This window comes from Erysipelothrix aquatica (assembly GCF_009828825.1).
Taxonomy (GTDB): domain Bacteria; phylum Bacillota_I; class Bacilli_A; order Erysipelotrichales; family Erysipelotrichaceae; genus Erysipelothrix; species Erysipelothrix aquatica_A.
In genome coordinates, this window is sequence record NZ_WTTA01000002.1 from 327958 (window position 1) to 343949 (window position 15992).

At 38.6% G+C, this 15992-nt stretch carries 14 protein-coding genes; 1 reads left to right on the forward strand and 13 read right to left on the reverse strand.

Annotated features, from left to right (window positions below; translation table 11 throughout):
• Positions 1-69 precede the first annotated feature (69 nt).
• Complete coding sequence (locus GVV22_RS04825; protein ID WP_159649011.1) at positions 70-360, reverse strand: hypothetical protein; 291 nt, start codon at positions 358-360, stop codon at positions 70-72.
• Between the two features lie 165 nt (positions 361-525).
• Complete coding sequence (locus tag GVV22_RS04830) at positions 526-1221, reverse strand: hypothetical protein (RefSeq protein ID WP_159649012.1); 696 nt, start codon at positions 1219-1221, stop codon at positions 526-528.
• 266 nt (positions 1222-1487) lie between these two features.
• Between GVV22_RS04830 and GVV22_RS04835 the strand changes: the two genes are divergently transcribed.
• On the forward strand, positions 1488-2204 hold the full coding sequence (locus GVV22_RS04835; protein WP_159649013.1) for an ankyrin repeat domain-containing protein: 717 nt from the start codon (positions 1488-1490) through the stop codon (positions 2202-2204).
• Positions 2205-2418: 214 nt separating this feature from the next.
• Here GVV22_RS04835 and GVV22_RS04840 read toward each other — a convergent pair whose 3' ends face one another.
• The 11 genes from GVV22_RS04840 to GVV22_RS04890 form a co-directional block, all read right to left on the reverse strand.
• Positions 2419-2982, reverse strand: a complete 564-nt coding sequence (locus GVV22_RS04840) for a Maf family protein (protein WP_159649014.1) — start codon at positions 2980-2982, stop codon at positions 2419-2421.
• Positions 2983-3012: 30 nt separating this feature from the next.
• Complete coding sequence (locus GVV22_RS04845; protein WP_159634407.1) at positions 3013-3735, reverse strand: NYN domain-containing protein; 723 nt, start codon at positions 3733-3735, stop codon at positions 3013-3015.
• Positions 3736-3740: 5 nt separating this feature from the next.
• Entirely contained in the window at positions 3741-5024 is a 1284-nt protein-coding gene (locus tag GVV22_RS04850) for a sensor histidine kinase (RefSeq protein WP_236261920.1), read from the reverse strand.
• Between the two features lie 35 nt (positions 5025-5059).
• On the reverse strand, positions 5060-5716 hold the full coding sequence (locus GVV22_RS04855; protein WP_159634410.1) for a response regulator transcription factor: 657 nt from the start codon (positions 5714-5716) through the stop codon (positions 5060-5062).
• A 10-nt stretch (positions 5717-5726) separates the two neighbouring features.
• On the reverse strand, positions 5727-7049 hold the full coding sequence (glmM, locus tag GVV22_RS04860; RefSeq protein ID WP_159647009.1) for a phosphoglucosamine mutase: 1323 nt from the start codon (positions 7047-7049) through the stop codon (positions 5727-5729).
• 29 nt (positions 7050-7078) lie between these two features.
• Complete coding sequence (locus tag GVV22_RS04865) at positions 7079-8470, reverse strand: YbbR-like domain-containing protein (RefSeq protein WP_159649015.1); 1392 nt, start codon at positions 8468-8470, stop codon at positions 7079-7081.
• Complete coding sequence (gene cdaA / locus GVV22_RS04870) at positions 8463-9884, reverse strand: diadenylate cyclase CdaA (protein WP_159649016.1); 1422 nt, start codon at positions 9882-9884, stop codon at positions 8463-8465. Before cdaA ends, GVV22_RS04865 begins: the two co-directional genes overlap by 8 nt.
• 109 nt (positions 9885-9993) lie before the next feature.
• Positions 9994-11682 carry an ABC transporter ATP-binding protein gene (locus GVV22_RS04875; RefSeq protein WP_159649017.1) on the reverse strand — a complete coding sequence of 563 codons (1689 nt, stop codon included), beginning with the start codon at positions 11680-11682 and terminating at the stop codon, positions 9994-9996.
• The gene (locus GVV22_RS04880) at positions 11651-13366 is read right to left on the reverse strand and encodes an ABC transporter ATP-binding protein (RefSeq protein WP_159649018.1); all 1716 of its coding nucleotides are present in this window, start codon (positions 13364-13366) and stop codon (positions 11651-11653) included. The genes GVV22_RS04875 and GVV22_RS04880 overlap by 32 nt, the downstream gene beginning before the upstream one ends.
• A gap of 77 nt (positions 13367-13443) precedes the next feature.
• Entirely contained in the window at positions 13444-15318 is a 1875-nt protein-coding gene (locus GVV22_RS04885; protein WP_159649019.1) for a DUF2207 domain-containing protein, read from the reverse strand.
• A 43-nt stretch (positions 15319-15361) separates the two neighbouring features.
• Positions 15362-15916, reverse strand: coding sequence for a LemA family protein (locus GVV22_RS04890; RefSeq protein ID WP_159634431.1), 555 nt, complete (start codon positions 15914-15916; stop codon positions 15362-15364).
• Between the last annotated feature and the right edge of the window lie 76 nt (positions 15917-15992).

Below are 15992 nucleotides of genomic sequence, written 5' to 3' on the forward strand. Positions count from 1 at the left end.
ACAGGATTTTCATATTAAATTGGTGCTATTTTCGCAAAAAAAAACAGACCGGAGTCTGCTTTCATGAATCTATTTGAATTCTTTAACTTCGTTTGTCATTCGCATTCTTGACATTACTTTTGTTTCTTTGTCGAATGAGAATTCAATACCTGCATTATAGTCACCGTATTCTAAACGTGTACGGTAACTTGATGTATCATCAATTTTACCTTTACCAAATGCTGCTTCAACCGCTTCAATTGTTGAGGCTTGCGTGATTCCGCCTGGTAATTCAAATGTGAATGGAGATGTATCTTTCTCATAGGTAAACGAGATGACAAATGTGTTTGAATAATAATTCTCTTTCGAATCATAGTTCATAATTCCAGCACGTGTTGTATAGTTATCATAACGAAGATCTACTCCTGATTTACTATCACCTGCAGCTAATGTTTCATCATTTGAAACGAGTGTCCAAGCATGTTTTGTAAATTCTGGAAGCGGTGCAGGTAACTGATAGACTGTATCGTTTATTTTAATTGTAAACTAGTTCCATTTATCACCCAATGCAGTTGGTGCCTTATACTTCTCATGCAATTTTGGAGCATCTTTTGAAACTTCACCATTAATCCCCTTAACGACTTCACTATCCATTTCAACATTTGAAACTCTAACTTCAACCAGTCTCATGCCTTTTCCATCATAATCTATAAAAACGAAACGGTATCCACTCTCACCGTATTTATCTTTATTGTAAGACAATGATTCATAATCCTTTTCTTTACCTACATAGCTTTCTGATGGCGTACCATATTTTGCGACAACATCTTCCTTCTTGGAGTTAAAGTCTAAATCATTCGAAAGCTGGATATTTGGAGCTTTATCTTTCGAATCATAAGAACCTTCAATCGATACTCCCATGATAAACCCTTCTTTAGCTGTAATTACACTATTGCTAGGATTTCCAACATGCGTATTTACTGTTGTATCCCCTTTAGTAAATGAGATACTTTCACTACGTTCTGGTTTAATTTGTGATGTTAAGTCATCTCCTGTTTTCCAGCCAAGTTTTTCGAAGTCTTCCAGTTTCATCGGCAATTCAATTTTGTCACCTTCAAGTGCAAATACCAATTCAAATTTATCTTCAGGTAATTCAACTTTTTTTGAACCACCTGTAGTACATCCTGATACAACTGCTAAAACTAGCAGTAGAACCATAAATTTGCGCATTCTATGCTTCATATTATTTCCCTCTGTGTTTCACAAGCCCGCTAAATAGTCTCTATTTTGCTTGATATACATAGCTTATCAAGGAATGTGCCACATATCGCACACACATTCTTAACTCATCGCTACATTCTTCATTTTCAAAATACAATAGTAATACTTCATGATATTTTTGCTTAGGCTTGTACATTAGCTGCTTTTACTCACAATCATTTGCATGAGCACATTCCCTCCAAATATCTTTATTGTATGCTATTCTTGGGCTGAGAGGAGGTCTACTTATGAATAAAACATTTCGAAACTTAAGCATCATTGCTGCAGTTATTGTTTTAATAGCCATACTCGTCGTGTATACACAACGACACCCGACACCTCCACAGCAACCACAAGGAGAAACAACGATGATTGATGTATCAAACGAAGCACTTGTGAAAAGCGTTACTGATTCTGATTTATCAACTTTACAAGCGCTTCTAAACACTGGGACATACGATATAAATGCTATGAACTCAAAACAAGAAACGCTTATCCTTATCGCAACCCACAACAATAATATTCCAATTGCGCAACTGTTAATTGATAAAGGTGCGAATGTGAATCTTCAAGATACCATCCACGATTCCGCGTATCTCTACGCTGGGGCACAAGGGCGTACCGAGATACTGGATTACATGTTACGCCATGCCGACATCGATTTTTCAGTAGTTAATCGGTATGGTGGCAACACACTCATTCCTGCAGCTGAGAAAGGTCATATTGACGCCGTGCGCTTACTCGTTGCAAACCCGAATATTGATATCAACTTTCAAAATAACTTCGGTTATACAGCGCTTATTGAGGCTGTAGCACTTACCGATGGAAGTGAAGTTTTCCAAGATATCGTCCAACTACTTGTTGATCATGGTGCTGATACGAACCTTCGAGACAAGAGTGGTAAAACAGCACTGGATTATGCACAAGAACGTCAGTTTGAAACCATGATAACAATACTCCAATGAACAAAAAAAGATATCTGATGGCCCAGATATCTTTTTTTTGTATACATTAACCAGTATACCGGTATCATTATAGTTTTATTGCAGTTTCTTCTTCATTGAAAGGCGTTACCCCATATCCGGTAACAAAAACTATTATAGATTTTTTCTTTATGATTCGGCGCAATATGTTACGAACACCTTATTTGATGTTACAAACGTTAAAAAAAGTGGTATTTTACCACTTTCCTTCTTTCAACTCTTGATAGACACGTGAGATTGGAAGACCCATGATGGTGTAATAATCACCAACAATAGATTCAACAAACAATGCTGCATGTCCTTGGATACTATAGCTACCTGCTTTATCCATTGGATCTTTAGTTGCTACGTAATTTTTAATTTCTTCGTCACTCAAATCAAAGAACGTTACTGTTGCTTTAACCGAGAAGACACGTTCAAGGTTGCTTGAAATCAACGCTACGCCAGTAATGACTTCATGCGTACGACCGGATAACGATCGTAACATGTTACATGCGTCTTCTTCGTCTTTAGGTTTACCCAGTACTTTTCCATCCAGCACGACAACCGTATCTGAACCTAGGACAATATTATCCTGTGATCCTTCGAATACTGATTTTGCTTTACGATGCGCTAAATCTTCAATTTGTTGTTCGATCGTGAGTGCTGGGTTCAAGTCTTCATTTGATGTTGGGGATTCAACACTAAATGGTATTCCTAAAAATGTTACCAATTCGCGACGACGTGGGGATTGGCTCGCTAAAACTAATTTCTTATGCATAAACTTCCTCTTTCCAAATAGTATTATAAACTATTTGTTCCGAATATACACATGTTTCACGTTAGTATCTGGAATTCGTCGCTCTTCAATTTCAAATGCATTCATCGATTTAACCAGTGGTGTTAACTGATGAAAACCAAAGCTACGAGGATCGAAATCCGGTTGTTTTTTGATGATGTGGTTTCCTAAATCCCCCATAAAGACATATCCGTTATCGTCTGCGAGGTCATTGACCGATTCAGCGATAAGATCATACAGTTTTTGATCCGCTGTTTGTTGTCCATTTACAGAAGGACGCACAGCTGGAACATCTTTTTCAATATTTTCTATATAAACAAATTTATCGCATGATGCGATGAATGCTGTCGGTGTCTTTTGTTCACCCATTCCGATGACATACTTCCCAGACTCGCGCAAACGTACCGCAAGACGGGTAAAGTCTGAATCGCTAGATACAAGACAAAAGCGTTCCACATTGCCCTCATAAAGAATATCCATCGCATCGATAATCAGTGCTGAATCTGTTGCATTTTTACCGGTTGTATAGGAATACTGTTGGATCGGTGTAATGGCATGCGACAGCAAATGGCTTTTCCATCCTGATGCGGTTTGACGGGTCCAGTCTCCATAAATTCTTTTAATGGTTGGTGTTCCATAACGTGCGACTTCGCGCAAGACACCCCCAATGTTACTATACGGGATATTATCGGCATCGATTAATACCGCAATTCGTTTATCATTTTTTGTTTGCATAGGTTCTACCTCTCTATTTTAAAGATAACGCCATGTTCTGTATTAATTGCGGATACATGGTAACCATAATTCGATGTGACTTTGTGGACAATCGATAAGCCCAAACCAAATTGGCCACCTTCGCCCATTTCATATGCTTTGAATAACTGCTCAATCTTGCCTTTTGCTATATGACTTCCGTCATTGTATACAGAAATCATATGATCATCGGTTTCAATGACGATTTCTGTTTGTGCATACCGCAATGCATTATCCAATAAATTTTCAATCACAACACGCCATGGCTCTTCAGATCCATAGATTAAACTTTTATCACCAACAACTACAATACTGACATCTTGACGCAATTGATTCGATGATACAATTACTTGCTCGATGATTTCCTTAACTTCAAATTCGTGATTTTGATCAATTTGTTCAGATGTTAAATAGTCCATTCGATTTAAAGTAAGTAGGTTGTATACCTTTTTCTCCAAGCGTTCAGCATGTTCAATAATCACATCCACACTTTTTTCAAGCGTTTCATACGGATATACACCATCTTTGATTGCTTCACTATATGATTTTATGGTAGCAATTGGTGTTTTTAAATCATGAGAAATGTTCTGAATCATCTCTTCTTTGACTTTTTCTTGATGTCGGATAACATCATTCATTTCAACCAAAACTTCTGCTAACTGACCGATTTCATCCTCACGATTAATAATCAGCGTCGCATCTTCATTTCGTTTCACTTTTTCAATATAGTTTCTAATTACATTAAGGGGGTGAATAATCGATGATACCCAAATTAAGAGTGTCATAAATACCAATGCAATTAATACCATTAAGATATTAACAACACTATTCAACATCATGTCTTTAAATGCATCGTTATAATCCCGAGATATTATCGTCGCAATTGATGCATTTTTTGAAGGGATATTGGTTATTGTATACAATCTTGAATCGGAGTAAATATAATTTACAGAGTCACCATATTGATTATTGTCCATTTGGATTTCGATTTGTCTTAACAAACGTTTATCCAAGGTTTCCATACCATTGGACAGATATTTCCCATCGGGAGTACTAATAATATGTATCATATTTGGATTGGGAGCGCCAAATAAGTACGGGGCTTCGATATCATTTGTGTAGTTATAAATGACATCTTGTTGTTTGAGTTTAATCACATCATATATTTGATAATCAACGAGAACATCCATGTTCTTCGATATAGTTCCAAAGATAAAGAATAAAAAGAAAGTCATCGTCAAAACAACAATCAATACTAATTGCTGCGTCAACGATAACTTTCTTATGTACTGCCCGAATTTTTTCACTATCCGAGTCGGTATCCAAAGCCATAAATTGTTTGGATATTAAGATCTGGCATCTTCTTTCGAAGACGGCGGAGTGTATCATCAACAACACGGTCTGATCCGAAATAGTTGGTTTCCCACACGTGAACAAGGATTTGTTCGCGGGTAAAGGCAACGCCTCTATTTTTGACAAACAGCATGAGGAGATCGAACTCCTTGGTTGTTAATTCTAATTCATAGTTATCTTTGGATGCTTTTCGTTGTTTTTCATCGATGACATAGCCATCAACTTCTGTTTGAATATCTTGGCTATAGACACGTTTGATTATATTATTAACTCTTAAAACTAGTTCTTTCGGCGAGAATGGTTTTGTGATATAGTCATCACTTCCTTTTTCAAGCCCAATGATGCGGTCAAACTCTTTATCTCTTGCTGACATGAAAATGACGGGAGTGGATGGATCGTGAGATTTTACGAGCTCAATGAGGTCATAACCACTCTTGTCATCCAACATGATATCTAATATCCACAGATGGACATCATCATCTTGCGCATGAATACGTGCTTCTTCGTAGGTAAAATACGAGCGCACTTCGTAACCAGCATTTTCCAAATAGCTTTTTACAAGTTCATTCAAGTCTTTTTCATCTTCAACAATGTTAATAACATGTTTCATAGGATCACCTCTATTGAATAGTTTTGATTACATTCATCATATCATTCACGTAATGATTACACAATTCGTTTGTTTCTGCTTCAACCATTACACGAATCAGTTGTTCAGTTCCAGATGGGCGGACTAAGATACGGCCTGCATCACCAAGTTCATTTGTAATACGCTCAATTGCTGATTGGACATCAGGATGATTCATAATAACATTTTTATCTTCAATTTTTAGATTCTCAAGAAGTTGTGGAAATTGGACAAAGTCTTTACCAAGGGTTCCCAGTGATTGTTGGGCTTTCGCTACAACTTCCGCAATGACAAGGGCAGTTAAAACGCCGTCACCGGTTGTTGCATAATCTTTAAGAATGATGTGTCCTGATTGTTCGCCACCAAGTTTGTAGTCATTTTTGACCATCTCAGCAAAGACATTTTTATCTCCAACATCCGTGGTGATAATGTTCAGTCCAATCTTTTCACAGCACTTCATAAAACCAAGGTTAGCCATGACCGTGGAGACCACAGTATCCTCTTTAAGCATACCTTTATCTCTTAGATATTGTCCCAAGATAAAGAGAATTTCATCACCATCGACAAGTTTACCGTGTTCATTAACTGCTAAACAGCGGTCAGCATCGCCATCGAAAGCAAATCCCATATCAGCGTTCAGTTCTTTAACTTTTTCGATGAGAGATTCTGGATGCGTTGAGCCACAGTTGGTATTGATATTAATACCGTCTGGATTTCCATGCATCACGGTAACATTTGCACCTAATTCTTTGAATGCACGTTCGGCAGATGATGTTGCAGATCCATTCGCAAGATCAAGCACAATATTTAATCCATCAAAGCGTGCGTCAATAAGCCCTTCAGCGTAGCTCAAGTATTTTTCAAGCCCTTCATGGTACTCAATAACTTGACCAATCTCAGCACCTGTTGCGACATCAATAGCAATTTCACCATCAATGTAGGATTCGATTTCTAGCTCTAACTCGTTTGGAATTTTCATACCATTCGATGCAAAAACCTTGAGACCATTGTCATTAAATGGGTTATGGCTTGCGGAAATCATGACACCACCTTCAAAATCACCTTTACTGACTGTATAGGCTAATGCAGGAGTTGCACATACACCTAACATGTACACATGGGCCCCAGTTGAAGTTGCTCCAGCTGCGATGGCACTTGCAAACATGGTGGAGGACAAGCGTGTGTCTTGTCCTACAACAATGTTTTTTCCTTTATGAAGGTGTCCGAGATATGCTCCGACTTTCATCGCGATCGCGACATCGAGTTTCTCATTCGCATTACCACGAATTCCATCTGTTCCAAAATATTTTCCCATTTTAATCTCCTTCATTTATGACCTAAGTATTACTTGATAATATCTACTGTAATTGTTTCTTTTTCTGGCACGATGCGGTAAACAACTCCTGATTTTGGATAGTTGTATTCGATGAATAAAGGTAATTGTTGGCCGTCACCCACGACTGCATTGCGTAAATCAATATATACTCGTAAATTTTCGCGTTTGAATTCTTTAATATTTTCTTCTGTTGAGAAGACTTCGAGTGAAATCACGGCCTGATCAAGTCCATTTACACTTGGTTTCAGGTCGTTCACATTCGAGGTAAAGAGAATTTCTACATTATCAACTTTTTGTGAGACCACGGGTCCAAGTTGAACTTCAATGTTAACTTTAGTTACCGTACCATGACGAACACCTGCTGGTAAACTTACAGTTTGTGACAACTTGTTGGTGTCGGATGTCAGTGCCGAAGTTGGAATCGGAACACGAACTTCATCGATGTTATCGAGAATTTCTTTTGGTGCATAAATCGTAATTGACTCCGCATCCATCTTCCATTGGCTGACAGCTTTACCAGCAGGCATGTCACCTTCAAAGATTGGACGAATTGGAACGGATTTGTATGTTTCGTTTACGGCTACTTTCGCCTTAACTGTTTGAGGAATAATATCGACTTTATCGAGTTTTTCACCTTTTTGGTTATAAGCGACGATTTGTGCATCGGTTTCAAAGTTTTGTGTTTGACCACTTACATCTATTAATGCTTTTACAAACGCTACTTGATCCAGTGTTTCACGGGATCCACGAATTGAAACTTCACGAAGTTCGAGTTCTGGTTCACCCAATACATATTTCGGATTGAGTTTGTCCATATTAATAAAGTCTGATGATAGTTCTTTCTTCTCAGCTTCTTTTGTCATGATTTTGACATTTGCTGTGGATGGTTCGATCATCGTCTTAATACGTGGGGAAACACCATCAATTTTATATTTAACTTGATGTGTTCCTTCTGTTAAACCACTTAAGTCAAGTTCTACTTTGAGGGCACTGTTAACATTCAACAGACCAATATCACTTTGTGATCCAATAAAGGTTACTTTAACTTCTTGGTCAACACCTTTTAATTCATACATTTCGGCATTGTATGTGACAGATACTGGTACAACAACATCCGGTTTTGTATATTCAAGTGGTGCCGTCATAATACCTTGGGAGTTGAATCCGAGGTATACGACAAGGGCAACGGCAAATGCGACAAGTTTACTGTGGCGTGGGTTGAATAGGAAACGGTCAAACCAATCACTCATCCAACGGAGAACACGCATTGTTCCATTCGCTAATGCTTCTGTTCGTTTTGAAATTTTCTGCGACTTATCAGCAATATACTGCGCAATTTCGACTTTTTCTTTTGAAGAATCAAGCGGCTTTTTTTCATCTTTTTTGTTATTGTTACTCATTGTCATTACCTCCTTCCGTTTCTGAAGGGATTACGGTTTCGGATGCCTCTTCTTTGACTTCTTTAACGACAGTCTTTGTATCGGTTACTTTTTTAGTTTTTGTACTCTTGGTCTTTGTTGTTTTCACAACATCATCTGCTACATCGAGTGTTGTTTCTTCTGTTTTTTCAACAGCGACATCATCTTTTTTTGTTGTTGAAGTTTTTTTCTTGCTTGCTTTTACTTTTGTTGGCGTTTCTTCGATTGTCGCTTCAACGATTGTTTCGATTGGCGCTTCAACGGCTGTTTCGGTAGGCGTTTCTGGAGTAGCTGTTACTTCGTCTTCAACTTTATGTTTCTTAAAGAGTTTTCGAATGGACTCATCCGGTGCCTTTGGTTTTTCTTCGGTTGGTTTCTTTGCCGATTCTGATGCCTTAGGTGTTTCTTCTGAAGCCTTCTTAACTTTTGGTTCTTTAGGCTTACGTTTGAAGATATTCATGAGACGTGATACGTCCATATCATCTTCTTGCGCTTCATCAAAATCTTTAATCATGATATCATCAGCATTGATTTTTTCAATCTTAATTGGATCAATGTTGAGTTTTGACAAGTTTAAGCGGCGCGCACGGCGTGTTGAAACGGCATGGCTCACTTCTTTCTCCATGTTTTGGATGACAAGGTTTAAGTAGTCACGTAAACTGGTTTCATCCATTTCACGAAGACGTCCGCCTTCCGCAATTGATATTGTTCCCGTTTCTTCTGAGACAACAATTGTGATTGAGTCTGTCATTTCTGAGATACCAATCGCAGCACGGTGACGTGCACCATATTTTGTAGGTAAATCAACCGTTGTTGGTGGGAAGTATGCAGAAGCAGCTGCGATACGGTCTCCTTGAATAATTACCGCACCATCATGAAGTGGTGTTGAAGTTACAAATATCGAAGTTAAAAGATCACTTGTGACTGCTGAGTTTAAAACTTTACCTGTTTTAATATAGTCTGTGAGTGAGTGACCTTGTTCAATCGTAATTAAAGCACCTGTCTTACGTTGTGACAGGATTCGTGTTGCTTCGACAAGTTCATCAACAAGGCGTTCTTTTTCATTTCCTGAAAGTGAATGCAATGTTGAGAAAACAGATGTTTTTCCAAGACGCTCGAGCATGTTGCGGATTTCCGGTTGGAAAATAACCACGAATGCGAGTAGTCCATATTGTAAAGCAATGCCTAATAAGGATGCAGTCGTTGTTAGGTTCATCTTCGTTGCGATGAAGTGCATAACAACAATAAGGATTATTCCTTTAAATATCTGTACTGTTCTTGAGTTATTACGAACAATTTTGAGTACGTAATACACGAGAACCCATATAATTAAGAAGTCTGCAACGACTTTTAATTGTTGAATAATTGTCTGTAATGTTTGTAGGGTAAACTCCATAAGTACCTCCCTGGTCTTTTTATTATATCACTTTCGTAATTTGTATATGTACGTCTTATAGAATATCATATTTCACAAACAATATGTGATTTTTTCATGACATTATCATTTAGAACTGGCTCATATAGAGCTTGTGGTAGAAGCCCTTTCGAGCCATTAATTCTTCATGGTTTCCTTGTTCAATCAATTGTCCGTCTTTCATGACGAGAATGACATCAGAGTCAATCACCGTTGAAAGGCGGTGAGCCACAAAGAAACTGGTTCGTTTTTCCATGATTTTAACAAAGACACTTTGAATATGCTGTTCGGTTACGACATCTAAACTACTTGTTGCTTCATCAAGAATAATTATTGGTGCATCGACGAGCAGTGCCCGTGCAATTGTAATCATCTGACGTTGCCCCAACGAGATGTTCTTGGACTCTAAAGCGATCATTGTATCGTATTGTTTATCGAGACTCATAATGTAATCATGGCATCCTGCTTGCTTAGAAACTTCAAACATAGCCTCATCACTCGCGTCTTCTTTACCGTATTTAATGTTGTCGCGAATTGTTCCTTCAAAGAGCCATGGATCTTGAAGGACAATTCCCATTGTGTTGCGAATCGACCGTTTGCTCACTGATTGTAAATCAACACCATCAATTTTGATGCTTCCCGAATCAATATCGTAAAAGCGCATTAAGAGGTTAATAAGTGTTGATTTCCCAGCACCTGTTGGACCAACAATTGCAACTTTTGAAAGTGGTTTAATTTCGAGACTTAAGTTTTTAATCAAGGGTTTTCCTTCAACATAAGAAAATTGAACATCTTCGAAGGAAACAACTTTCCCGTCTAGTTTTTGTTCGTGCTGATTGTTGCTCTCAAGCGGCTCTTTAAGAATGGCATTGATTCGCTCTAATGAGGCGCGCCCAGCCATAACTTGAGCTACGACAGCGCTAAATTCGTTAAAAGGCTTAGAGAACATCATTGAATAACTAATAAAACTTGTTAATAATCCGACAGTCAATCCCCATTCACGAACTGCAAAGGCACCAACCAAACCAATCAAGAGATAACTAATATTGTTGACGACGCGTGTTGTTGGATTGGTAATTGCCGAGATAAACTGGGCACGTTCACCGACATCATTTAACTCTGCATTCAGTGCTTCAAATTTAGCAATGGCGTCTTCTTGATGATTGTATGCCAGTAATAACGTGTTATTGGCAAAATACTCATTCACTGTTCCACTTATTTCACCGGCAATGGCTTGTTGCTTTTTATAGAGTTGTAAAGAGTGTTTTGCGACTAATCGTGATGTTATGTACATAAGGGGTACAAGTGCAATTACAATTACTGTCATCATCACATTGATTGAGAACATAAAATAGGCGGATATGACAACAACAAATATCCCTCCGATAAGTTGGGTAATCAGTTGATACATACCATCAAGAATCAACTCACTATCCATTGCAAAGCGCGACTGAATATCACCATGGGAATGAGTATCCAAATATCCAATAGGGAGTTTGTTGATGTGTGCAAAGAGTTTTTCACGAAGCCTCCCAACGACACCAACCGAAACCTGGTTCGCAAAAAGCGAAACGAGCCATGTCAGCATAAAGTTGGCACCATAGAGCATCAGTGCAATCTTCAACATTTCTACAACACCGACCATATCGACATTGTCTTTTCCAATCATAAAATCAATTGCTTTTCCTAAGTAAAATGGTGTTAGTACGAGGGTTATTGCTGCCAAAAGCGAACAAACAATCGTGATGCTAAGTAAGAGATAGACTTTCGCTTTTTTCATTTGTCTGACCCCCTTCAGTTTGAATACGGTGAATTGTCGCATACAATTCACTCGTTTGCATGAGTTCATCGTGAGTTCCTGATGCAACAATTTTTCCATCATCTAATACAAGAATTTTGTCGGCATCCATCACTGACGTTGTGCGCTGACTTACTATGATTTGGGACATTGACGTATAGTTTTTCGCTAAACTATCCCGCAGATTTCGATCGGTGAGAAAATCCAAAGCCGAAAAGCTATCATCAAAGACAAGAATTTTCGGTTTTTTAGCGAGTGCACGTGCAATACTGACTCGCTGGCGTTGACCACCTGATAGGTTCTTACCTTCCATTTCGATAATACTATCCAAACCTTTATTAAGGATATCTGCCCCTTGAGCATCAATGAGCGCTTGTGATGCGTCGCCTGAGCCACCTAACAAAATGTTGTATTCGAGTGTTCCCTTAATAAATTGTGCACTCTGTGATACAAATCCGATATTATCGCGTAAATTTTTCAGTTGATAATCTTGTATTGGTTGGTTGTTAATACGGACCGTTCCCTGCGTTGCATCCGCAAATCGTGGAATTAATTTAAGCAGTGTTGATTTCCCACTTCCCGTTAACCCTACAATTCCCATGACTTCACCAGGTTTCAGTTCAAAATTAATGGCTTGAATGACATTTCGTTTTTCTTCAGGGTAATGATAAGAAACGTTATCAAACTGTAATGTCATGGTATCTTTAATTGTTTCGGTTCCAGTGTCACTAACAACAACTTCCGTTTGCATAATGTCACGAACACGTATTGAGGATGTATAACCTCTGGAGAAAATCATCATAATATTCATGGTTACAATCAACGTTAAGACAAGTTGCGTACAGTAATTAATGACCGCAATAATTTCCCCTTGCGTCATCGTCCCAACCTGGATTTCCATTGCCCCAACATAAATAAGTACCACCAATACAAGATTCATAATTAGTGTTGTCACAGGACTTGAAAGGGTCGTAATCACCCCAACCTTACGTTGATATGTTTCTAACAGTTCATTTTCTTGGTCAAATGTTTTTTTAGAATCGTCTTGTTTTGAGAATGCGCGAATAATTCGAACACCACTTAACGATTCACTAACTTTTGACACCAATCGATCAAGTTGTAAGGCTGCTTTTTTATGTCCAAACATCGACATAAACATGAATCCTACAACGACAAGTACAAAGAGGGGAAATGATGCTAGTAAGAGCACCGATAGTTTCCCACTAATTGCCGAAAGTGCGACTAGACTTCCAATCATCAAAATTGGGGCACGAACACCCAAACGGATAACACGAGCAATCATATCTTGAATCAAGTTAATGTCCGTCGTAATTCGATTGGCGAGTGTTGCACTGGGGTATAAATCATACGACTCTTTTGAGAATCCCATGATTTTCGCAAAAACTGCCGTCCGAATTCGACCACCAACACGCTGTGATACGTGGGATGCCAAGTACTGACATACTAATGATGAAATGTACCCAAATAATGTAAGTACAAACATCCAAACAACCATGCGATACACGACGTTCATATCTTGACCTTTAATCCCTTGGTCAACCAGTGTTGCCATGAGTAACGGTAAGATAAGTTCAAATATCGCTTCCACAAGTTTTGCAGTTACAGCTGCAACTGATTTAAATTTATAACCTTTAAAATAATCCATAAGTCACCCTGTTTCTTTCACAATTATACACCACTTCGGACGTTAAAAAAACTCTATCCATATGGATAGAGTTTGAATTACCAGCTTCCACCACCGCTTCCGCCAAAACCGCCGCCGCCAAAGCCGCCGCCACTTCCGAAGCCACCACCGCCAAAGCTACCCCCACCCGAAGATCCTTTCGGTGCAGGAACACTGACCATAGCGCTATTAATCGTATTCATCGAGCGACTTAACGTACTCCATAAGTAGAGTGATGTGAAGGTCGATGGGTTTGTCGATACATACCAATCCGGTTGTGGGATTGCGATTTTCTCGAACTTTTTAATCCACGTATCGGTAATTCCAAGGACATAAGCATAAGGTAGCACATCGTAGAATATTTCTGGAGATTCCATCGCTAATGCTTTTATACGTTCTTCTTCCGCAACTTTAATGAAACGTTCGAGTCCTTTAATTTGGCCATACCAACGTGCCCCTTGTGGTGTACGTCGACCTGTATTTGCACCACAATACACTGTAATTGTATAACTCACAAAAATGATAACCATGAAACCTAAGGTCTTAGCATTGAGTCCTAAAATGCTAATGGAGCTCATCGCGAGAACGAGGACCCCTAACGGAAAGATGAATGACACACCTTTCTTTTGACTTCCATTTATGCCATCAAATGCCAAGAGGTAATATCCTCCGATTGTGAGTACCATCGTGATGACACCACCAATGGCAGCTGCTAAAATGAAATCCATCGTATATCCTGAATCCATAATCGCAAAAATTCCATAGCTTGCAGCCATCAAGATAATTGCACAGAACCCAACCAAGAACTTCATAAAGCTTGATTTGCTTTCATAGACTTTCATCTCAGGGTTGTGCTTGAAACGCCCACTGATATTGCCAACAGCTTGTGCAACAGTTGCCCCAAAGGTTTCGTTCAACTCGTTAGTTGTAACTTCTTCACGGCCTGCAAACAATGCGCCAAACAATCGCCGTTCTTCTTCATTTTCTGATTCTAATTTTCTGATTTTTGTGAGACGAATGTTGTCGCCATTAGGATCCAACTCTTCAATGATAAGATATCCTTTAGAAGCCCAATAAATGATCAACGAAATGATATCTTTGTTATTACTTGAACCTCGATAGATGTATCCTATTTCACCACTGGATAATCCCTGCGGCGCACCAAACTCGACCGAGTCAACAACAGGGTGTTCAACCCCAAATTTGAAATAAATTGCAATAGCAAGAAGTGCTAAAACAACCGCCGCAATCGTTGGATAGATTGTATAGTCAAAAACAGGGTATGTAAAATAACCATTTGGAACTTCCAACCAAATTGACAAGCCTTGTTGGTTCAAGGTTTTATCATAGGACCCCGTGATAACCTTCCCATCGACAGTATAGTTAACAGGTAGGTTTTGTGTTGTCGCATACAATTGTGGTTCAAGCTCAAATGGTTTTGGCATGGTCACTTTAAATGATGTATGTTCAATTGGGAAATCCCAACCACGACCAATAATATTCCAGTAAAGAATCTGACGGTCGACGCCTTTAAGTGCACGTGTATGAACTTCATAGGAATATTTGTATTCTTTGGTACCACTGATATACTCACCTTTTTTCCCAACACGAATCACGACACCTTCACGATTTTCATTGGTAGAATATTCATCATTGCTAATCATTTTGAAGTTTTTCATGGGGAAGAAATAAGTATTCCGATTGCCATCAAAATCCATTTTCATTTCCTGGGGAATATTTATATAGATTCCTTGACGCGGCTCTTTAAAATTCATTCTAATGGTTTCTTCAATTTCTAAAACACCATTATCATTTACGTTTATCTCCACATGCATATCTTCTATAATATTTGGATCTTGAGCTGCATGGACCGGTGTACTCCATAGCCCCAAGAGTACAACCATCATGACGAGCATGCGTTTAAAATGTTTCATAGCATTCTCCTTATGTTAAAAAAAGGGAGATTCTCCCTTTTTCTTAAAACTGAACTTTAACGTTTTCGCGTTCTTCCACATTTGTTACTTCATAAAGTGGTTTCGCTGTAAAGTTAAACATTCCAGCAATAATATTTGATGGGAATGATTCACGTTTCGTATTGTATTGACGTACGGTACCATTGTAGTACTTACGTGATTGTGCAATTTCTGTTTCAATGGTCTTCAATTGTCCCTGTAGATCCATGAAGTTTGTGTTCGCTTTTAAGTCTGGGTAGCTCTCAGTTAATGCAAAGAGTCTTCCCATTACTTGACTAAGGTCACCTTCTGCTTGCATACGTGCTTCTGGAGTTGACGCATGTCCTGCGGCATTTCGAGCTGCAATAACACCTTCTAGTGTTTCTGATTCGTGTGCTGCATAGCCTTTGACTGTTTCCACCAAGTTAGGAATTAAGTCATAACGTTTTTTGAGGTAGACATCCATTGTTGAGAATGCTTCTTCCACAAGATTTCTAAGTTTTACAAAGCCATTGTATTGCGCAATCGCATAGAATGCCACAATAACAACAATTCCTATTAATACGTATAATCCAATCATATCGGATACCTCCTGTATTACTTTAATAGTACATCGTTCGCATTTGATTGTCAATTAAAGGAAAAGAGCCGCTTTC

Coding starts and splice junctions, on each gene's coding strand:
- GVV22_RS04825 (WP_159649011.1), bottom strand. CDS start 360: ATGAACTATGATTCGAAAGAGAATTATTATTCAAACACATTTGTCATC.
- GVV22_RS04830 (WP_159649012.1), bottom strand. CDS start 1,221: ATGAAGCATAGAATGCGCAAATTTATGGTTCTACTGCTAGTTTTAGCA.
- GVV22_RS04835 (WP_159649013.1), top strand. CDS start 1,488: ATGAATAAAACATTTCGAAACTTAAGCATCATTGCTGCAGTTATTGTT.
- GVV22_RS04840 (WP_159649014.1), bottom strand. CDS start 2,982: ATGCATAAGAAATTAGTTTTAGCGAGCCAATCCCCACGTCGTCGCGAA.
- GVV22_RS04845 (WP_159634407.1), bottom strand. CDS start 3,735: ATGCAAACAAAAAATGATAAACGAATTGCGGTATTAATCGATGCCGAT.
- GVV22_RS04855 (WP_159634410.1), bottom strand. CDS start 5,716: ATGAAACATGTTATTAACATTGTTGAAGATGAAAAAGACTTGAATGAA.
- glmM (WP_159647009.1), bottom strand. CDS start 7,049: ATGGGAAAATATTTTGGAACAGATGGAATTCGTGGTAATGCGAATGAG.
- GVV22_RS04865 (WP_159649015.1), bottom strand. CDS start 8,470: ATGAGTAACAATAACAAAAAAGATGAAAAAAAGCCGCTTGATTCTTCA.
- cdaA (WP_159649016.1), bottom strand. CDS start 9,884: ATGGAGTTTACCCTACAAACATTACAGACAATTATTCAACAATTAAAA.
- GVV22_RS04875 (WP_159649017.1), bottom strand. CDS start 11,682: ATGAAAAAAGCGAAAGTCTATCTCTTACTTAGCATCACGATTGTTTGT.
- GVV22_RS04880 (WP_159649018.1), bottom strand. CDS start 13,366: ATGGATTATTTTAAAGGTTATAAATTTAAATCAGTTGCAGCTGTAACT.
- GVV22_RS04885 (WP_159649019.1), bottom strand. CDS start 15,318: ATGAAACATTTTAAACGCATGCTCGTCATGATGGTTGTACTCTTGGGG.
- GVV22_RS04890 (WP_159634431.1), bottom strand. CDS start 15,916: ATGATTGGATTATACGTATTAATAGGAATTGTTGTTATTGTGGCATTC.